Consider the following 20,317-nt stretch of genomic DNA (forward strand, 5'->3'; position numbering starts at 1 on the left):
AATCGACAGACACAGGGAGGGTTCCGCATGCGAGCGCTCACACGGCTGTCCGTCGCCGCAGCCGCTTCAATGGCTTTTGCCGCGCCGGCGGCAGTTTATGCCGCACCGCTTCAGGAACGGGTGGTGGTGGCCTCGCCAGATCCGCGCACGCGCGGCGCTCAACCGCATGGGGCGCTGTCGCCTTCGCAACCGATGCATCTGGTGATCACGCTCCGGCTGCGACATGAGGATGAGCTCGAGCGCCTCATTCAAAACTTGTATACGCCGGGATCGCCGGACGCGGGGCGGTTTTTGACGCCCGCCGAATTCGACGCGGCGTTCGCGCCGACCAAGGCGGATGTGCAAGCTGTGGTTCAGGGGCTGCGGGCCTACGGGCTCAGCGCGGCGCAGACGGCTGACCCGATGGTGCTCACGGTGACCGGATCGGCGCGCGACGTGGAGCGGACATTTGGCGTGCGCGAGGTGACGTATGAGAAGGGCGCGGCTACGTGGTATGCGCCGGATGGGGCCGCCACGCTACCCGCGCCGCTGGCTGCACAAGTGTCGGCCGTCGTGGGTCTGTCAAGCGCAACGGTGGAGCGCCACCTCGTGATGGCGCATGCCGCGCCGGCGGGCGGTGGCTACACGCCCGCGCAGATTCAGCGCGCCTACGACTACACGCCCCTCTACAGCCACTACATGGGTCGCGGCCAGGTGATTGCGGTGGTGACCTCCGGCTCCGTGCAGCTATCGGATATCCAGGCGTTCGATCGCGCCTTTGGACTGCCGAATCCCGTGGTGCGCCAGCGCGTGATCGACGGATCGTACACGTCACCCGACGACGAGACCACGCTCGACTGCGAATGGGCGCACGCCATTGCGCCGACCGCGTCGCTTGCCGTGTATGAAGCGGCGCAGCCGGACGCCCAGTCGTTCATCGACGCGTTCGCGCAGGTCGCCGCGGACGACGGCGCGCACGTGGTCACGACGAGTTGGGGCGCGCCCGAATCGGAGACGGATTCGTCCACGATGCAGGCGGAGCACCAGATCTTTATGCAAATGGCCGCGCAGGGACAGAGCGTGTTCGCGGCGGCGGGGGACAGCGGATCGTCCGATGGAACGAGCGGGACGGACGTCGACTATCCTTCGTCCGACCCGTACGTGACCGCGTGCGGCGGCACGCGGCTCGTGCTCGGGGCGGGCGGCCAACGCCTTCAGGAGACGGCCTGGTCTGACACAGGCGGGGGCGTGAGCTCGGTGTACGGCGAGCCCTGGTGGCAGTACGGGCCGAGCGTGCCGCAGACCGGCTATCGCCAGACGTGCGACGTCAGCCTGAACGCGGACCCGGCCACGGGCTACGACTTCTACTACCAGGGCCAGTGGGAAATGGCGGGCGGCACGAGCTTCGTCGCGCCGATGATGGCGGCCACGTTTGCGCTCATCGATCAGGCCCGCGCACTCGAAGGCAAGGCGCCCGTTGGACTGGCGGACGTGGGCATCTACGCGATGGCGCGCAACACGTCGTACGCGCCGTATGCGTTCCACGACATCACGGCTGGATCGAATGGGGCGTACAGCGCCGGGCCTGGATGGGATCATCCGACGGGCTTCGGCTCCATCGACGCGTACTACTTCTTGCACGGGCTCGACTGAACCGAGGCCCGGTCTGGTACTTGCCGAGCGCCCGGCGTCTCTTATCCTCGGGCCATGCGGAGGCTTCAATCCAGATTTGAAGCGGGTGTGATACACTCAAGCGTTGTGAGTTGGGAGGCGATCGCATGAGCCATCATAAGCATTGGATTGTTGAATCCATCTGCCCGCGGTGCGAGAAGAAAAACATCGTCGAGGTGCCCGAAGGCGAGCTTGTGGTACGCGTGCACTGCCAGCACTGTGAGCACGGCTACGATTACAATCACATCGTCCGCGAGCACAAAGAGGTCGACGTGGACGACTGAGCGCTGCGCGCCGTGTCCCGGAAGGCTCCTCTCGGCAAAGACATGTCGGCCGCCCGGCTTGGGCGGCCTTTTCACGTCTCCGGCGGTTCAATCGCCAATCGATAGCCCACACCTGGTTCGGTCACGATGCGCCAGGGACGGGACGGATCGTCCTCGAGTTTCTTGCGCAGGTGTCCGATGTACACGCGCAGGTAGTGGGCGGCGTTGTCGGGATCGACGTCGCCCCAGACCTGGCGCAGGAGTTGCCTGTGTGTCACGACCTTCCCCGCATGTTGAGCGAGGGCTTTCAGGAGATCGTACTCAATGGGCGTCAGCTTCACCGTTTCGCCGTTCAGTTCCACGCGCCGCTCCGCCAGGTGGATGGTGAGGCCCGCCGCCTCGATGATGGGTTCATCCTGCACGCGCGCGGCGTGCCGGAGGGCCACCCGGATCCGCGCGAGCAGTTCGCCCATGCCGAACGGCTTCACCACGTAATCGTCCGCGCCAGCGTCGAGCGCTGCAATCTTGTCCTCCTCTGCATCGCGCACGGTCAGCATGATGACGGGCATGTTCGACCACTCGCGAAGCCGGCGCAACACCTCGATGCCTTCCATGTCCGGCAGGCCCCAGTCGATCACGGCGAGATCTGGCCGCTTCGTGCTCGCCACCACCAGCGCCTCTTCTCCGCTCGAAGCTTCCAGCACCTCGTATCCATGTCCTTTGAGCGCAATCTGCATGAGCTTCAAAATGGCGCGCTCGTCGTCCGCCACCAGAATCTTGGCACCGCTCACCGATTCTCCGCCTCCTTGGGATGTGGCCGGGCCGCGAGCCGGACGCGAAAGAGCGTGCCGGGGTGCATCCGCTCCACGTCAATCTGCCCGCCGTGCGCCTCGACGACCGCTCGCACAATGGCGAGGCCGAGGCCCGTTCCTGGGATCTTGTCCACACGCCGGCCGCGGTAGAACTTGTCGAACACGCGGTCTAACTCGTCATCCGAGATGCCCATCCCGTAGTCGCGGACCTCGAGCGCCGCCTCCGCCTCGCGTGCCGCGATGGTCACGTCAATGGGAGCGGCGGGCGGCGAGTACTTGGCGGCGTTGGAGAGGAGGTTCACCACCGCCTGCTGGAACAGCGTCTCGTCGACTTCCACGATGGGCGACGGGTGCGGCGTTCGAACGCGCACAGGGTGATCGGCGGTCAATTCCGCCACTTCGCGCAGCGCGCCGCGGACGACGTCGGCGAGATCGGTCGGCCGCTTGTTGAGCACGAGCATCCCGCCTTCAATGCGCGCCATGCCGATGAGATTCGTGACGAGTCGGTTCATGCGCAGGGCGCTGTTGCGGAGTGTCAGCACGAGTTCACGCCGGTCCGCCGGATCGAGCGACGCGCCAGGGTCGAGCAGGGCGTCCGATGCGCCGAGCATGGTGGTGATGGGGGTGCGAAGCTCGTGCGAGATGGAGTTGAGGATGGCGGTCCGGACGCGCTCGGATTCTGCCGCGATGTCCGCGATGCGCGCCCGCTCCTCGGACGCGATTCGGCTGAGCGCGATGGCCACGAGATTCGCCACGGCTCGCAGAATGTCGAAGATCTCGCCGCGCGTCGCGAGCCGAAACTGCCCGGGCTCGCCGACGATGAAAGCGCCGTACACCTCGTCCTGTGCGCGGATGGGCACATACAAAAACGCGGCCTGGCCGTGGGATTTCGAGCCGAAACTGGCGAGATCGCCGTGGCGAAGGACCCAGTCGAGGACCTGCCGATCGATCACGGGGTCCGCCTCGTCGCCGGGGAGGGCGTGCAGGTCGTAGCCGTTTGAGCGCTTGAGCGCGATGTACGCGTGCGTGTGCAAAAGCTCTCGGACCTGTTCGAGCGCGGTCTCCACAACGCGCCGCTCATCCGCAGCGGCGGTCAGGGCCCGGCTCATGCGAAACAGCGTCTGCGCGATGCGCGCGCGCTGGCTCGCCTCCTCCGCCCTTCGCCGCATGCTGGAGGCAAGCCCCGCGGTCGTGATGGCCACCACCAGAAACACTGCGAACGACACGAGAAAGCGGAGATCGCTCACGGCGTAGCTGAAGATGGGCGGCACAAAGAAGAAATCGAACGACAGAAGGCCAAGGCATGCCGCAAATACGCCGGGCCAAAGGCCGTACACGGCCGACGCGACCACCACCGGGATCAGGTACAGCATGGCGATATTGACGCGATCGTAGTGAAAGTCGAACAGAAACACGAGGCCCGTGAGGAGGGCGTCCATGCCGCAAACGGCAGCGTACGCCCAGAGGGCGCGGGGGCGAGGCAGAGAGGGCTCCCCTTGGCGCCCTTCCTGCCACCACGTGGGCCAACGGACGTTCAGAATCTGCCATTTCGGGGTAAATCGCACGCGGATCCACTCCGTTCGGCGCGCATGCCGCAATTCGTCTCTAGAGAAGGGTAGCGCGCGAGAGGGGCCTTGCCAACGATTTTTATGCATTTTTTACGCCGTCCGAGCGGAATCAACATCCGAAACCTCACGAGCCGCTGGATAGACTGCGGAGTGTCGGTTGGGAGGAGGGAGTCTCGTGGAGGACGTCGTGTCCGTCGCACTGTTTTTGGCCGTGTTCGCCATCTTGTACGTCATTCACCGATCCTTCGATCGCTCGTAGGAGGTCGTGATCATGTGGTTTTTGCTCATGCTCTCCATCGCGGTGATGGTCTATCTCGTGTACGTGATGTTCCATCCGGAAAAGTTCTGAAGTCCTCGCGCTCGCTTCGAGGGCGCAATGGGAAAGGGAGGCACTCCGTGTGACCGCATCCGGCATCTTCGCGATTTTTCTCGTGGTGCTCGCGCTCGTCGCGTGCGGGTGGCCGCTCGGTGGGTACATCTATCGAACCTTCGCGGGCGAACGCACGTGGACGGACGCCGTGGCGGTGCCCGTCGAGCGGGCCATCTACCGGCTCATCGGCGTCAATCCGGACGTGGAGATGGACTGGAAGGCGTACCTGCGCGCCATGATGGTGTCCAATCTCGTCATGGCCCTCTTTGCGTACGCCGTATTTCGCCTGCAGGCCGTGCTGCCGCTCAATCCGGCCCATATCCCCGCGATGCCGCCCTATTTGGCGTTCAACACCGCGGCGAGTTTCATCACCAACACCAATTGGCAGAACTACGCCGGCGAGCAGTCCTTATCGTATCTCAGTCAGATGATGGGCATCACCTTCCTGCAATTCACGTCCGCAGCCACCGGGCTTGCGGCGGCCATGGCCTTTCTGCGCGGCATGAGCCGCCAGAAGACCGACGCGCTCGGCAACTTCTGGGTCGATCTCGTCAGGGCGCACACGCGCCTGCTTCTGCCCATCGCGGCCGTCCTCGCCTTCTTGCTGCTCGCACTCGGCGTCCCCGAGACGCTCTCCGGGCCCGCCGTGGTGCACACGTTAGCCGGGAGCATGCAGACCATCGCGCGCGGGCCGGTGGCCACGCTGGAAGCCATCAAGCAGCTCGGGACGAACGGCGGCGGATTCTTCAACGCCAACTCCGCGCACCCGTTCGAGGATCCGAACGCATGGACGTGCATCCTGGAGATCATGGGCATGGGGCTCATTCCGACCGCCCTCGTGTTTACGGCTGGGTATTTTCTGCGCAGCCGCCGGCTGGCCATCGTGCTCTGCACGTTGCTCGGGGCCATTTTGCTCGCGGGGGCGTACCTCGTGTACGCGTACGAAGCGGCAGGCAATCCCATCTTGGCGCATGCGCTCGGCCTGCACGGCCCGAACATGGAGGGCAAGGAGGTGCGCTTTGGCCTGCCTTTGACCAGCCTGTTCGTCGCCGCCACCACCGCGTACACGACGGGCGCGGTGAACGCGATGCATGACAGCCTGATGCCCATGAGCGGTATGGTTCCCCTTCTCTTCATGATGTTCAACCTGATCTTCGGCGGTAAGGGCGTCGGGCTGCTCAACATCCTCATGTTTCTCATCATCGCCGTCTTCATCTCCGGGCTCATGGTCGGAAGAACCCCGGAGATCTTCGGGAAGAAGATTGAGGCTCGCGAGATGAAACTCGCGACGGCGGCGATGCTCGTCCATCCGTTTGTCATCCTCGTCCCGACCGCCATCGCCATGGCCTTGCCGAGCGCCCGGGCCTCCATGGGCAACCCTGGGCTGCACGGGTTCACCGAGGTCCTGTACGCGTTCACGTCGGCCGCGGCCAACAACGGCTCGGCCTTCGCGGGGCTGAACGGAAACACGCCCTTCTACAACATCTCCATCGGGCTCGTGATGCTGTTCGGCCGGTACGTGTCCATCATTGCGATGCTCGCCATCGCGGGTTCGCTCGCCGGAAAGGCGCGCATCCCCGAGACGTCCGGCACGCTCAAGGTGGACACGTTCGCGTTCGGCTACGTGTTTGTGGCCGTGTTCGTCATCGTCGGCGCCTTGACGTTCTTCCCGTATCTCGCCCTTGGGCCCATCGGCGAACAGCTGCAGCTCGGCTGAAAGGAGAGCAGGTGTGTATGGCTCGAAAAGGTTCGTTCGATCGCGCCCTCGTCCTGCGCGCGTGTGTCGATTCGTTCGTCAAGCTCGATCCGCGCGTCCTGGTGCGCAATCCCGTGATGTTCGTCGTCGAGATCGGCATGCTTGTCACGCTCGCGCTGACCTTCGATCCCAGCCTGTTCGGCTCCGCGGTGCGCCCTGGCGGTGCGGCCGGCGCGCGCGGGTACGATCTCATCGTGACGGTCATTCTCCTTGTGACACTCCTCTTCGGCAATTTTGCCGAGGCGCTCGCGGAGGGGCGCGGCAAGGCGCAGGCGGAGTCGCTGCGCAGGACGAAGACGGAACTGATGGCGAATGTCCTGCGCGACGGGCGCTACGAGCGCGTTCCAGCGTCCGATCTGCGCAAAGGCGACTTCGTCAAGGTGGTAGCCGGCGAACTCATCCCCGCGGACGGCGAAGTCGTAGAGGGCATCGGCAGCGTGGACGAGTCGGCCATCACTGGCGAATCCGCGCCGGTCATCCGCGGCGCGGGCGGGGATTTCAGTTCCGTCACCGGCGGGACGAAGCTGTTGTCGGATGAGCTTGTCATCCGCGTCACCGCCAATCCCGGCGAGACGTTCCTCGACCGGATGATCGCGCTCGTGGAAGGCGCGTCGCGGCAGAAGACGCCAAACGAACTTGCGCTGTCCGTGCTGCTCGCGGGGCTCACGCTCATCTTTCTCATCGTCATCGACTGCCTGCCGCCCATCGCGAAGGGGCTCGGTGCCCACGTGGATGTCGCGACGCTCGTCGCGCTTCTCGTCTGCCTGATTCCCACGACCATTGGCGCGCTCCTGTCCGCCATCGGCATCGCGGGCATGGACAGGGTCATTCGCTTCAACGTCATTGCGAAATCCGGCAAGGCCGTGGAGGCCGCCGGCGACGTGGATACGCTCATTCTCGACAAGACGGGCACCATCACCATCGGCAATCGGCTTGCATCCGCGTTTCTCCCGGTGCAGGGCGTCGACGAGCGCGCGCTCGCCGAGAAAGCGGCTTTGTGTTCGCTGTTCGATGAGACGCCCGAGGGCCGCTCGGTGGTCGATCTCGCCCGCCAGATGGGTCTCACCTTCCGCCGCGAGGACTACGCGGACGCCCGCAACGTCGAGTTTTCGGCCGACACGCGCATGTCCGGGCTCGACCTGCCAGACGGCACGCGGCTGCGCAAAGGCGCCGCCGACGCCATCAAGCGGTACGTCGCGGAGCAGGGCGGAGACCTTCCGGGCGATCTCGACGCAGTGGTGGAGCGCGTCGCCAAGGAGGGCGGCACGCCGCTCGTGGTGGCCGAGAATCAGCGCGTCTACGGCGTCATCTACCTCAAGGACATCGTCAAGCCGGGCATCCGCGAGCGGTTCGAGGAATTGCGCAAGATGGGCATCCGGACCATCATGTGCACCGGCGACAACCCGCTGACAGCGGCCACCATCGCGCGCGAGGCCGGCGTCGATGAGTTCGTGGCCGAGGCGAAGCCCGAGGACAAGATGCGCCTCATCCGGCGCGAGCAGGAACAGGGCAGGCTCGTCGCCATGTCGGGCGACGGCACCAACGACGCGCCGGCGCTCGCCCAGGCGGATGTGGGGCTCGCCATGCAGAGCGGCACGCAGGCGGCCAAGGAAGCCGCAAACATGGTCGATCTCGACTCGGATCCGACGAAGCTCATTGAGGTCGTGGCCATTGGCAAGCAGTTGCTCATCACGCGCGGCGCCATCACGACGTTTTCCATTGCGAACGACGTCGCGAAATACTTCGCCATCATCCCGGCGATGTTCACGAGCTTTCTGCCCGCCCTTGGCGCCTTGAACGTGATGCACCTGACAAGCCCGCGTAGCGCCATCCTGTCCGCGCTGATCTTTAACGCCATCATCATCCCGCTGCTCATCCCGCTCGCGATGCGCGGCGTCAAATACCGCCCAACGAGCGCCATGCAGCTTTTGATGCGCAATCTGCTGTTGTACGGCGTCGGCGGCGTGATCGCGCCGTTTGTGGGGATCAAGATCATCGACGTCATCCTGCACGCGCTCGGGGCGGTGTGAAGGGGGAAGCGACTGTGATCAACGTGTGGAGAAGCCTTCGGTTCACCCTGGTCTTCGCCGTGCTTTTGGGCATCATGTACCCGCTCTTCTTCGTGGCCTTGGGGCGAGTGGTGTTCCCGTGGCAGGCCCAGGGAAGCCTCGTCGCGGTCAACGGCCGCACCGTGGGGTCTGAGCTCATCGCGCAATCGTTTCCGCAGCCCATGTGGTTCGAGCCGCGCCCTTCGGCCGTGAACTACAATGCGGATGGATCGGGCGGATCGAATCTTGGGCCCACGAACCCGGCGCTCGTGCAGGAGGTCCGGCAAAACCTGCGCGCTGTGCTCCGGCAAAACCCAGGGCTTCGCGTCAATGAAGTTCCTACGAGCATGGTGGAGTCGTCGGGATCGGGGCTGGATCCCGATATCGACTTGCAGGACGCGTATGATCAAATTCCGCGCATCAGCAAAGCCACGGGGCTCTCTGAAGCGTGGCTTCGCTCGCTCGTGCAGCGCGACGCCGAATTCCCGGCGCTCGGTTTGTACGGCGAGCCGATGGTCAACGTCATGCAGCTCAATCTCGCCATCTGGGAGAAGCTCCACCCGAGCGCGCGGGTGGCGAGGACGACGTGACGGGGGGCGAGATCACTCGGCCCGCGGGTGATTCGGGGCGCCGAGGGCGTCTGCGGGTGTTCATCGGCGCCGCGCCCGGCGTGGGCAAGACCTACACCATGTTGCGCGAGGCGCGCCGACTGCGGGACGAGGGAACGGACGTGGTCATTGGCTGGATCGAGACGCACGGCCGTCCCGCGACGGAGAGGCTGCTTGAAGGGCTCGAAGTGGTTCCTCCGCGGGTGCTGAAGGTGGGGCAGGCCGCGTTCGAGGAGCCGGATCTCGACGCGATTGTCGCTCGGCGGCCGGAGGTGTGCGTGATCGACGAACTGGCGCACACGAACCCACCTGGCGCGATGCACGAAAAGCGATACGAAGACGTGATGTTCCTCCTCGAGCGCGGCATCTCGGTCATGACAGCGTTCAACATCCAACATCTAGGGTCCGTTCGCGACGAGGTTCAGCAACAATTAGGCATCCGCGTGCGGGAGGTCGTGCCCGATTGGTTGCTGCGCGAGGCGGACGAGGTCACGGTCATCGACGTGACGCCTGAGACGCTCAGGCAGCGGCTGCGAGATGGGGAGATTTATCCGCCCGAGAAGGTGGATGCGGCGCTGCAGAACTTCTTTCGCGTGGATCGACTCGCGTGGCTTCGACAGATGTCGCTTCGGGCTGTGGCGGACGACGTCGACGAGCGCTTGGAACATTCCTATGAGCGGCGCGCCATCCCTGGGCCCGTCGGCGCGAAGGAAGTGGTGCTCGTCTGCGTCAGCCATCCCGAACGCGCAGCGACGCTCATCGAGCGCGGGCGGCGCATGGCGATGCGTATGAAGGGTGATCTTCATGTCGTCTTCGCGGCCGAGACGGACGAAGACCGCATGACGGAACGCGCGCGCGGTGAGGTCGAGGCGCTCCGCAGGTTAGCCGAGTTTCACGGCGCGGAGTGGGTGCTTGAGCCGAAGCGGGACCGTCCGGTCGGCGAGGTCATTCTCCGGGTGGCGAAGCGAATCAACGCGACGCAAGTCGTCCTGGGCCAACCGCGGAAAGGCGCGTCTCCGCGCCGCCTCATGGCCTGGCATCATCCTGTACACTACTTGCTCAAACACCTGCAATACGTCGATCTGCGTGTGGTGGGCTGGCGCCCTTTGTCGCCGGAGGCAAGGGAACAGCGCAATTGGGCGAGCGAGCGCGTGGTGCGAGAGCGGAAACTTCCCGGGAAGCTCACGCTTTACATCGGTGCGGCGCCGGGTGTCGGCAAGACGTACCGCATGCTGCAGGACGCGCACGACTGGAAGGAACGCGGGATCGATGTCGTCATTGGCCTCATTGAAACGCACGGCCGTCCGGAGACGGAGGCGCAAATTGGCGACCTTGAGCGGATTCCGAAGCGGCGGATCGAGTACGGTGGCAAGGTGTACGAGGAGCCGGACCTCGCGGCCATCATCGCCCGGCGCCCGCAGGTCGTCCTGATGGACGAACTCGCCCACACGAACGCGCCCGGCAGTATGTTCAAGAAGCGGTACCAGGACATTCTGTATCTCCTGGAGCATGGCATTGACGTGGTGTCCGCCGTGAACGTGCAACACCTCGAGAGCCTGAAGGATCGCGTCGAGCACATCACGGGTGCCACCATCCGCGAGCGCGTGCCGGACTGGTTCATTAAGCTCGCAAGCGAGGTGAAGCTCATCGACGTGAGCCCGGAGACGCTCGTGGAGCGGCTCTTGGAAGGCAAGATCTACCCGCCTGAAAAGGTGGAGCAGGCGCTGAGCCACTTCTTTCAGCCAGCGCATTTGGCCGCGCTGCGCGAGATTGCGCTCCGCGAGGTGGCCGACGTCGTGGACGGCCGCTTGGCGCCACCGCCCCCCGCTGATCCGGAGCGGATCCTGGTCTGTGTCAACTATCGCCCTCACTCCGAAGCGCTCATTCGGCGCGGATGGCGCATTGCGGACCGCCTGCAGGCGAAACTGTATGTGCTCGTCGTTCAGACCGAGTTCCCCCTATCGAGCCAGAGCGAGCGCGATTTTGCGGCCGTGCGCGATCTCGCCCAGCAGTTCGGCGCGGAGTTTCTCCTCCGGCCTGCTCTGCACAAGTCGGTCGGGGAGGTCATTGTGGAGACGGCCGAGAGCGAGTCGGTTTCCCAAATTGTGATGGGACAGCCCTTGAACCGAGGTCTCGGCGCACGATTCGCCCACCGCCCCATCACCTATGTGCTGAACCGCGCGGAATTCGTCGATCTCCACATCGTCGCGTACGCCGGCCGCTGGTCCCAGCCCTCCGCGTGAGAACATGGCTCGACGTCCGGGACCAGCGCGACCAGCCGGGCGGCAAAGCGAACGTCCGCGCGGAGGACGGGATATTCGCGCGGTGGAGGTCTCACCCGTGAAGCTTCGCGAGCGGCACGAAGTCGTAGCCCATCGCCACCGCCACCTCGAGCACGTACGGGAGCGCCTCAGGCGTGCCCTTCGCAAACGTCCCCGCGTGCATCAGGATGATGGCGCCCGGCTTGAGCTTCGGCAGCACGTTGGCTGCGACGGCCGGGCCGGGAATGCCCGACCAGTCGAGCGAGTCCACGTCCCAGAGGACCACTTCCTCGTGAAGCGAGGCCGCGATGCGGCGGACGCGATCGTCGATGTCGCCGTACGGCGGGCGAAAGTAGCGAATGGGCACCTGCACCACCTTCTCGATGGCCGCCTGGCATTCGCGCAGTTCCCGTTCGATCTCGGCGTCTGTCAACTTCGTGAGATGGGGATGCGTCATGGTGTGGTTGCCGAGCTCATGCCCTGCGTCATGGATGGCTTTGAGGACGTCGGGAAACCGTTCCACCTGTTCGCCGATGCAGAAAAAGGTCGCGGGGACGCCGTAGTCCCGGAGCGTGGACAGGATCTTGGGCGTCATATCCCCGTCCGGGCCGTCGTCGAACGTGATGGCGAGGTGACGCGGGGGCGGTGCGGTTTCGGGCGTTTGGTGCTGCAACCGGAGGTCCTCCTTCACCTGCGTTTTTTGAACTTTCCAGAAAGGATTATACTAGCTGCGCAGGCGTCCGTTGATTTCGAGTGGCTCACATTTGAGAGGTGGGGTGGCACGTGCAGACGAAAGCGTTGGGTACGCAGGGCCTCAGGGTTTCCGCGCTGGGGCTCGGTTGCATGGGCATGTCGGACTTCTACAGCGGGCGGGACGAGGCGGAGGCCATCCGGACCCTGGAGCGCGCCGTGGAACTCGGCATCACCTTCTTCGACACGGCCGACATGTACGGCGTCGGGGAGAACGAGAAGCTCGTCGGGCGCGTGCTCAGGCCGTATCGGGATGGCGTCGTGATCGCCACGAAGTTCGGAAACGTGCGCGCGCCGGACGGGACGTTCCTGGGCATCAATGGCAGGCCCGAATACGTGAAACAGGCCTGCGACGCGAGCCTGAAGCGGCTGGGCGTCGACTACATCGATCTGTACTATCAGCACCGCGTCGACCCGAACGTGCCCATCGAGGAGACGGTGGGGGCCATGGCGGAGCTGGTGCAAGCGGGGAAGGTGCGGTTTCTCGGCCTGTCCGAGGCCGGGGCGCAGACCATCCGCCGCGCGCACAAGGTCCATCCCATCACCGCGCTCCAGACCGAGTACTCGCTTTGGAGCCGGGATGTGGAGGACGAGATCCTGCCGACAGTGAGGGAGCTTGGCATCGGCTTCGTGGCGTACAGTCCGCTCGGCCGCGGCTTCTTGACTGGCGCCATCCGCCGGTTTGAGGATCTGCCGGAGGACGACTACCGCCGCCAGTCGCCGCGCTTTCAGGGCGAAAACTTCAAGCGGAATCTCGATCTCGTCGAGAAAATCGAGCGCCTGGCGCGCGAAAAGGGGTGCACGCCAGCGCAGCTCGCCCTGGCCTGGGTGATGGCGCAGGGCGAAGACATCGTGCCCATCCCGGGAACGAAGCGGGTGAAGTATCTTGAGGAAAACCTCGGCGCGCTTGAGGTGCAGCTCACGGCGGAAGAGCTGCGCGAGATCGACGCCATCGCGCCGAAAGGCGTCGCCGCGGGCGCGCGGTATCCAGAGGCCAGCATGAGGTCCATCGGGATCTGAGGGCGAGATCGCCAGGGAGAAGTGGGACCGAGCGGGACAACCCCCGCTCGGTCACCTGATGGCATCGCGCAGGCGGGACGGCGCCACCATGGCCACGCCGAGGATACCGATGGCAAGAAGGATGCACGCCGTGACACAGACGCCCCCGAAGTGAAATCGATCCCACGCGCTTGCGCCGACGAACGATCCCAAAGCGCCTCCGAGAAAATAGGTCACCATGTACACCGAATTGACGCGGCTGCGCGCTTCGTCCGACAGGCTGTAGATGCGCGCCTGGTTCGATACCTGCGTCGCCTGAACGCCAAGGTCCATGAGGACGACACCGAGCGCGAGACCCGCGAGGCTGTGCCGAAAGGTCCAAAAGAGCCCGAACGAGGCGAGGGTCAGGCACGAGGCGAGTCGCGCCGTCCAGATGGCCGGAAGCCGCGAGGCCATGTGCCCCGCATATGGCGCGGCAAGGGCACCCGCGACGCCCGCGAGGCCAAACAGGCCCGTTACGCCTGGACCAAGGTGGAAGGGAGGGCCCGCAAGATACAGCGAGAGCACGGTCCAAAACGCGCTGAATGCCCCAAACGACATTGCGCCGAGCAGTGAGGCGTCGCGTAGGTCTGGATAGGCACGGATGAGGTGTAAAAGCGATAGAAGCAGCCGCCCGTACGGCGTGCGCGATTCGGGCGGCGATAAAGGCAGACTCGCGCGAAGCAGGGCCGCGAGGCCCATCATGGCGGCGGCCGCCAGGACATACACGGCGCGCCATCCGAGCGCCTGGCCCACCAGACCTGCCAGTGTGCGCGCGAGTAGCACGCCGATGAGCAGGCCGCTCATGACCGTGCCGACCGTTCGCCCTCGTTCTTCTGGAGGCGCGAGGTGAGCCGCGAAGGGCACCACGAGCTGAGGAACGATGGTCGCCGCCCCCACCACCAGGCAGGAGCCCATGAGCCACCACACGTTGAGCGAGGCTGCCAAAATGAGGAGCGCGCCCGCCGTCACGATGCACATCCGCACAATCAGGCTTCGCCGCTCGAGGCTGTCCCCAAGAGGCACGAACAGAAATAGCCCCAGCGCATAGCCGATTTGGGTCAGCGTGGCCGCCAGACCCACCTGCCAGGATGCCGCGTGGAAGCCAACCTGGATTTCGTGCAGAAGGGGCTGCAGGTAGTATAGGTTGGCCACGCCGACGCCCGCGGCCACAGCCATGAAGACAACGAGCCGCCGAGACAGTGGCGGAGCAGGTGAAGGCCCGTTTTCGGGAACCGTTGCCATGTGCCACACCTCCCATTGCTTCGCCATGTCGATCATAGACGGTGTGGCATCCAACTCCAAATGGCCATGGCGATGGGCGTCCGCCCAGCCCACCTGCGGGCAGGGGGCATAGGCTGATGTCGAGATCGCCATGCATGAGGAGTGAAGGCAGATGCTCATTCACGTCGTCGAGCCTGGAGACACGCTGTGGGAGCTGGGCAAGCTGTACCACGTCTCAGCTGCCGATATCGCGGCTGCAAACGGCATTCGAAATCCCGAACAACTGGTGGTTGGGCAGGCGCTGGTCGTGCCGACGCGCGAAGGCGTCGTGACAGGTGGAGAGCGGCGCACCATCGAGGTCAATGCGTACTTTGTTCAGTTCACCGATCCTGCGCCGCATCAGCTGGACGTGCTCGCCCCTGTGCTGACGTATGTGTCGCCATTTTCGTATGAGGCAGAGACGGACGGATCGATCCGGGCGCGATCGGACGATACGGCCTTGGTGGACGCAGCCCTCCATCAGAGCGTGATGCCGATGCTCGTGCTCACCAACTGGCACGGGGATATGTTCAACTCGGACGTGGCGCACGCCATTTTCACGTCGCCGTCGACGCAGGAGAAGATCCTCACGAACGTGCTCCGCGTGATGGGCGACAAGGGGTATCGAGCCCTCAATCTCGACTTTGAATACGTCTACGCGCACGATCGCGACCTGTATAACGCCTTCGTCGAACGTTGCGCGGAGCGCGTGCACAAAGAGGGATTCCTGCTTTCCAGCGCGCTGGCTCCGAAGCTGTACGCGGACCAGCCGGGGCTGTTGTATGAAGCGCACGATTATCACTGGCACGGGGAAGTGTGCGACTTCGTCATTCTCATGACCTACGAGTGGGGCTGGATAGGCGGTCCCCCGATGCCGGTGTCTCCTGTGGACCAGATACGCAAGGTACTGGACTACGCCGTCACCGCCATCCCACGCGACAAGATTATGCTGGGTGTGTCGGTGTACGGGTATGACTGGACGCTTCCGTATCGTCCCGGCACGCGCGCGGCGACGTTGACACCCGTTCAGGCGGTGAACCTCGCGTACCAGCAACATGTGCCGATTCAATACGACCTTCGGGCCGAGGCGCCGTATTTCACCTACTCGGACGCGCAAGGTCGGCACCACATCGTGTGGTTTGAAGACCCGCGCAGCTTTCAAGCGAAGCAGGACTTGGTTGTCGAATACAACTTGCGTGGCATGAGCTTCTGGTCCTATCCCACGAATTTCCCTCAGGTGCCCATCCTCGTCAACAACCAGTTCAACACGAAGAAGTGGACACGGGAACACGTCCCCGTGCGTTGAGCGAAGGCGCGCCCTGCCGAGGTTAGCGGGGCGCGCTCGGTGACGTGCCTCAACGGCGAACTCCGGAGCAAAAACGCCGTTCGTTGTGCGCGTGAAACGCGAATGTTGGGATGGGAAGTGGCGCGCCGGCGAAAAATCAGCTTCGCCTACTTAGTTGTTTGTGTTGACAAACTAGGTTCCGGTCTGGTATGCATAGATCAGGTTGTGGCGAGAGTGTGCAAGGGAAGAAGAATGCGAGACTGGGTGATGGCGCTTTCGCTACAACGTGAGTAAGCGGTTGCGACGGGAGCATGGTGCTTTCCATCGAAACTCAACAAGGGGGTAGTACGGAGTGGCCAAGAAGACATGGAAGAAGAGCGCAACGTGGATGGCGGCGGCAGCTGTCGTGACGGGGATTGTTGCCGGCTGCGGCACCTCTTCTACGAATGCGCAGAGCTCAACGTCGACGGGCGCGGCGTCTGCAGTGAATCCGCACCCGAGCGTCAAAATTGCGTTTCTGATGCCAGAGACGAACACGTCGCCGCGCTGGGAGTACGATGATCGGCCTGATTTCATCGCGGCGATGAAGAAATTGGATCCGAACGCGCAGATCATCTACGCCAACGCGCAGGGGTCTGAGGCGACGCAGCTTCAGCAGGTGGAAAGCGCCATCACGGAGGGTGCGAAACTCCTCGTCGTGGCGCCGGTGAACGGATTTGCAGCCACGACCATCGTCACCGAGGCGGCCAAAGCGCACGTCCCCGTGATCTCGTACGATCGCCTCATTCAGAACGCCAAGGTCGACTATTACGTCTCGTTTAACAACGTCGAGGTCGGCAAGCTTCAGGGCGAGTATATCGCGCAGCACACCAAGAAGGGCGGCACGGTGGTCATGTTGGACGGCGCCCCCACAGATCCGAACGCGAAGCAGTTTGCGCAGGGCGCCCATGACGTCCTGGATCCGCTCTTCAAGTCGGGCAAGCTGAAGCTCGGCTATGAGCAGTTCACACCGAACTGGGATTCGCAGCAGGCGCTGACCGAGATGCAACAGGCGCTCACACGGCTGCACAACCATGTGGACGCCGTGCTGGCTGCGAACGACAACCTGGCGGGTGCGGCCATCCAGGCGCTTGAGCAGCAGCACATCAAGGGCATCCCGGTGACCGGTCAGGATGCGACCGACGCCGGCCTGCACCGCATCTATTACGACGGCACCCAGTCGATGACGGTGTATAAGCCCATCAAGGAAGAGGCGGATGCCGCCGCACAGCTGGCGTATGACCTCATTACGGGCAAGAAGCCGCCTGCATCGCTCGTGAACGGCACAGTGAACAACGGTGCCACGAACGTGCCGTCTGTGCTCTTGCAGCCCATCGTTGTGACGAAGTCGAACATCGCAAGCACGGTCATCAAGGACGGCTTCACCACCTGGGCGCGCATCAAGAACCCGGCAGAGCAGCAGTAAGGGTCTGAGGACCGGCGCCGGAGCGCACGCGACGTGTTCTCCGGCGCTTCTTAACGACGAGAGGAGGCGCTGTACGTGGCAACGGAGGTCAAGACACAGCCGGTCCTCGAAGTGCGCAACCTTCGCAAACGGTTTGGCGCCGTTCAGGCGCTCGATGGCGTTTCGTTTTCCGTTCATGCAGGCGAAATCGTGGCGCTCGTCGGGGACAACGGCGCCGGGAAGTCGACCACCATCAAGATGATCGCGGGCGTCGAGCAGCCGGACGAAGGCGAGATCTTGTTCGAAGGCCAACCGGTCCGGTTGACGAGTCCAGCCGTGGCAGAAAGGTACGGCATTCAGACGGTGTACCAGGATCTCGCGCTCTGCGACAACTTGGACATCGTCTCCAACCTGTTTCTCGGCCGAGAGCTGCGGCGCAGCGTGATTCCCGGGCTGGTGCGCGTGATCGACCGGAACGAGATGGAGCGGCGCGCCATTCCTGTACTGAACGAGCTCGGCATTCGCCTGCCCCCATTGCACACGCAGGTTGCATCGCTCTCCGGCGGTCAGCGCCAGACCGTCGCAGTGGCGCGATCCGTCCTGTGGGGTTCGAAACTCGTCATGCTCGACGAGCCGACCGCCGCGCTCGGCGTCGTGCAGCAGCGTGCGGTGCTTGAGCTCATCCAGAGGCTCGCGGCGAGCGGCCGCGCAGTGCTCGTCATTTCGCACAACATGAGCGACGTGTTCAAGATTGCCAACCGCATCGTGGTGTTGCGGTTGGGGCGAACTGTGGCGACGTTTGAGCGCGAGCAGGTCACGCCCGAGCAGGTTGTGGCGGCCATCACGGGCGCATCGGCGCAAGAGGAGGTCACGTCCTAACATGACGGTCAACATCGGTCAGGCCAAGCAGACGCAGACGCCCGCAGCGCGCAGCACGTCGGTGTTCGATCGCATCATTGGCGGGGAGTTTCAACAACTGCCAGTATTTTTGTCGCTCGTCCTCATCTGGATTGTGTTTGAGATCTTGAACAACAGCTTTCTCACGAGCCGAAACCTGTCGAACCTCGTGCTGCAAATGGCGGAATACGGCTTGCTCGGGGTCGGCGAGACGCTCATCCTCCTGCTCGGGGAGATTGACTTGTCCATCGCGGCCGTGAGTGCCATCGGTGGCGCGATCCTCGCAGTACTTGCGGGCAATGGCGTGAATCCGTACCTCGCGATCCTCGCCGGCGCTTTGAGCGGCACGGTGCTCGGATTTTTCCAGGGCTTTTGGGTGACGGTGCTTCGCGTGCCGTCGTTTATCGTGACGCTTGCAGGTTCGCTCGCGTTCTTGGGGCTCTTGTTTGTCCTCATCGGTCAGGAGGGCACGGTGCCCATCATGAACAACACCATTAACGCCATTGCGGGCAACTACCTCCCTGACTGGCTGAGCTGGGTGTTGGTGGCGGTCGCGTTACTCCTCATGGTGTGGACAGCCGTGCGCGATCGCGCCAAGCGGCAGAAGCTTGGGCTTCCCCCGAAGTCTGCAGCCTCCACGTGGACGAAGCTCATCCTGAGTGCCGCGGTGATGATTGGCGCGACGGTGTTGCTCAACGCCTACCAGGGCGTGCCCATTGCGGGGCTGGTGCTGATTGTGTTTGTGGTGTTGCTCGCATGGATCTGCCAGAGTACCGCGTTTGGCCGTCACATCTACGCGGTGGGCGGCAATGCGGAGGCTGCGCGCCGGGCGGGTATCAACGTGAAGGGCGTTCGGATCATGGTGTTCACGCTCGCGGGCACCATGGCGGCCATCGGCGGCATCGTCGGCGCGTCTCGATTAGGCGCGGCGTCCACGGCGTCCGGCGGCAGCGATTTGCTCATGGACTCGATTGCAGCGGCCGTGATCGGCGGCACGAGCCTGTTCGGCGGCTATGGGAGCGTGTGGAACGCGCTTCTCGGCGCGCTCGTCATCGGCAGCATCGAGAACGGCATGGCGCTGTTGAACGCGCCGACCAGCACGAAGTATCTGGTGGAAGGCGCCATCCTGCTGCTCGCGGTCACGTTCGACACGTTCACCCGTATGCGGCGGAAGCAGTTGGGTCGATGAGATGGCCGATGACTTTGTAAGCCCGATCGAATCGAAACGCATGCAACCCTGTGGGACCTTGTTGGGACCAGAGGGTTGTTTTTTGCCTTCGTAACAATATTGGCCGCTCACGCACCGCGGCAGTATACTGAAGGCAAACGGAGGTCATGATGGACATACCGAGGAATGCGAACGATTTGGTTGCGAAGCACTTGACGTTGGCGCTGCCCGGGGAAGTGCTGTCGGTGATTGGCGTACGGGACGCGCCGGTGGTGCGCGCCTTGGCGACGGAGATCCCCGAGGTGAGGCTGCGCCAGACGATGACGGACATCATGCTGGAGCTTGCGGATGGGCGTTTGCTTCACTTGGAGTTCCAGTCGACGAAGGAACCTACGCTATATCGGTTTGCGGCTTACGACGTGGCGCTCGCGGAACGCCACCGTCGGGCGATCCGCACGGTGGTGTTGTACACGAGCGACGTGCAGAGCGCGCCGTCGGAGCTCGACGCCGGGAGTTTCCGATACACGGTAGAGAACGTGTATCTGGGTCAGATGGACGGCGACGCGGCGTTGGAGACGGTGCGGCGGCACCTGGAGACGGGTGAGTGGACGCCGGAAGACCGGGTTCGTTTGGCGTTTGCGTTTCACATGGAATTCGAGCGTCGCACGCGGGATGAGGCGTTTGACGCCATTGTGGAAACCTTGCAGCGTGTGCCGGATCGCGAGGAGCAGAACTACTTGGCGGCGTTGGTGTTCGGGTTCAGCGCGCGGGTGTTGACGGATGAGCAAAAAGCGGTGCTAAGGAGGGTTTTGGCGATGACGGAGCTACTGAAGGAGATTGTGGAAGAAGCAAAGGATGAACGAAGCAAGGAAATTGCCGAGCGGATGTTCCGCAAGGGCGCTTCGGTCGCGGATGTCGTCGAGTTAACGGGCCTTTCCGAGCAAGAGGCGCAGGAGGTCCTGAAACGCGTTCGGGAGGAGGCGTGATCCCTAGGCAAAGCCCGCAACCGCCGCGCGAAGCGCCGTTCGCGAAGGCGGTCTCGATCCGACGATTTCGCGAGGGATACATGGTTGCGAAAGCCGAAGACGCAGGTGGTGCCGAATAAAAAGGCGGAGGGTCACCGCGCAGCTTGCCGG

Annotated in this window: 17 protein-coding genes; 13 read left to right on the forward strand and 4 right to left on the reverse strand. The window is 63.9% G+C overall.

What is annotated here, in order from left to right:
• Positions 1-27 precede the first annotated feature (27 nt).
• Complete coding sequence (locus AC27E8_RS11560; protein ID WP_487098923.1) at positions 28-1,632, forward strand: S53 family peptidase; 1,605 nt, start codon at positions 28-30, stop codon at positions 1,630-1,632.
• Positions 1,633-1,757: 125 nt separating this feature from the next.
• Positions 1,758-1,934, forward strand: a complete 177-nt coding sequence (locus AC27E8_RS11565; RefSeq protein ID WP_014463205.1) for a hypothetical protein — start codon at positions 1,758-1,760, stop codon at positions 1,932-1,934.
• 71 nt (positions 1,935-2,005) lie between these two features.
• On the opposite strand, the gene AC27E8_RS11570 is transcribed toward AC27E8_RS11565, so the two are convergent.
• Positions 2,006-2,704: a response regulator gene (locus AC27E8_RS11570; RefSeq protein ID WP_487098924.1), complete on the reverse strand. Its 699-nt coding sequence runs from the start codon at positions 2,702-2,704 to the stop codon at positions 2,006-2,008.
• Positions 2,701-4,290 carry a DUF4118 domain-containing protein gene (locus tag AC27E8_RS11575; RefSeq protein WP_487098925.1) on the reverse strand — a complete coding sequence of 530 codons (1,590 nt, stop codon included), beginning with the start codon at positions 4,288-4,290 and terminating at the stop codon, positions 2,701-2,703. The genes AC27E8_RS11570 and AC27E8_RS11575 overlap by 4 nt, the downstream gene beginning before the upstream one ends.
• A gap of 274 nt (positions 4,291-4,564) precedes the next feature.
• Between AC27E8_RS11575 and kdpF the strand changes: the two genes are divergently transcribed.
• From kdpF to AC27E8_RS11600, 5 genes are read left to right on the forward strand one after another with little or no spacing between them, the layout of a single operon-like run.
• Positions 4,565-4,642, forward strand: a complete 78-nt coding sequence (gene kdpF, locus AC27E8_RS11580) for a K(+)-transporting ATPase subunit F (RefSeq protein WP_148260233.1) — start codon at positions 4,565-4,567, stop codon at positions 4,640-4,642.
• A 49-nt stretch (positions 4,643-4,691) separates the two neighbouring features.
• On the forward strand, positions 4,692-6,380 hold the full coding sequence (kdpA, locus tag AC27E8_RS11585; RefSeq protein ID WP_487098926.1) for a potassium-transporting ATPase subunit KdpA: 1,689 nt from the start codon (positions 4,692-4,694) through the stop codon (positions 6,378-6,380).
• Positions 6,381-6,397: 17 nt separating this feature from the next.
• The gene (kdpB, locus tag AC27E8_RS11590) at positions 6,398-8,449 is read left to right on the forward strand and encodes a potassium-transporting ATPase subunit KdpB (protein ID WP_487098927.1); all 2,052 of its coding nucleotides are present in this window, start codon (positions 6,398-6,400) and stop codon (positions 8,447-8,449) included.
• Positions 8,450-8,463: 14 nt separating this feature from the next.
• Entirely contained in the window at positions 8,464-9,057 is a 594-nt protein-coding gene (gene kdpC, locus AC27E8_RS11595; protein ID WP_487098928.1) for a potassium-transporting ATPase subunit KdpC, read from the forward strand.
• On the forward strand, positions 9,054-11,318 hold the full coding sequence (locus AC27E8_RS11600; protein ID WP_487098929.1) for a universal stress protein: 2,265 nt from the start codon (positions 9,054-9,056) through the stop codon (positions 11,316-11,318). Before kdpC ends, AC27E8_RS11600 begins: the two co-directional genes overlap by 4 nt.
• Before the next feature lie 91 nt (positions 11,319-11,409).
• Here the strand turns inward: AC27E8_RS11600 and AC27E8_RS11605 are convergent, their stop codons facing one another.
• Positions 11,410-12,009, reverse strand: a complete 600-nt coding sequence (locus AC27E8_RS11605; RefSeq protein WP_487098930.1) for a polysaccharide deacetylase family protein — start codon at positions 12,007-12,009, stop codon at positions 11,410-11,412.
• 110 nt (positions 12,010-12,119) lie between these two features.
• Between AC27E8_RS11605 and AC27E8_RS11610 the strand changes: the two genes are divergently transcribed.
• Positions 12,120-13,106: an aldo/keto reductase gene (locus tag AC27E8_RS11610; protein ID WP_487098931.1), complete on the forward strand. Its 987-nt coding sequence runs from the start codon at positions 12,120-12,122 to the stop codon at positions 13,104-13,106.
• Positions 13,107-13,157: 51 nt separating this feature from the next.
• Here AC27E8_RS11610 and AC27E8_RS11615 read toward each other — a convergent pair whose 3' ends face one another.
• A complete protein-coding gene (locus AC27E8_RS11615) occupies positions 13,158-14,369 on the reverse strand; it encodes an MFS transporter (RefSeq protein WP_487098932.1) in 1,212 nt (403 codons plus the stop codon).
• Between the two features lie 151 nt (positions 14,370-14,520).
• Between AC27E8_RS11615 and AC27E8_RS11620 the strand changes: the two genes are divergently transcribed.
• The 5 genes from AC27E8_RS11620 to AC27E8_RS11640 all read left to right on the forward strand — a co-directional run bounded on the left by AC27E8_RS11620 (position 14,521) and on the right by AC27E8_RS11640 (position 20,167).
• Positions 14,521-15,693, forward strand: coding sequence for a glycosyl hydrolase family 18 protein (locus AC27E8_RS11620; RefSeq protein WP_487098933.1), 1,173 nt, complete (start codon positions 14,521-14,523; stop codon positions 15,691-15,693).
• A 331-nt stretch (positions 15,694-16,024) separates the two neighbouring features.
• Positions 16,025-17,137, forward strand: a complete 1,113-nt coding sequence (locus tag AC27E8_RS11625) for a sugar ABC transporter substrate-binding protein (protein WP_283204087.1) — start codon at positions 16,025-16,027, stop codon at positions 17,135-17,137.
• A 75-nt stretch (positions 17,138-17,212) separates the two neighbouring features.
• Positions 17,213-17,995 carry an ATP-binding cassette domain-containing protein gene (locus AC27E8_RS11630; protein WP_014463219.1) on the forward strand — a complete coding sequence of 261 codons (783 nt, stop codon included), beginning with the start codon at positions 17,213-17,215 and terminating at the stop codon, positions 17,993-17,995.
• 1 nt (position 17,996) lies between these two features.
• On the forward strand, positions 17,997-19,202 hold the full coding sequence (locus tag AC27E8_RS11635; protein ID WP_487098934.1) for a sugar ABC transporter permease: 1,206 nt from the start codon (positions 17,997-17,999) through the stop codon (positions 19,200-19,202).
• A 149-nt stretch (positions 19,203-19,351) separates the two neighbouring features.
• Entirely contained in the window at positions 19,352-20,167 is an 816-nt protein-coding gene (locus tag AC27E8_RS11640) for an RpnC/YadD family protein (protein ID WP_487111489.1), read from the forward strand.
• Positions 20,168-20,317 lie beyond the last annotated feature (150 nt).

This window comes from Alicyclobacillus sp. CIJ1, from assembly GCF_057538885.1.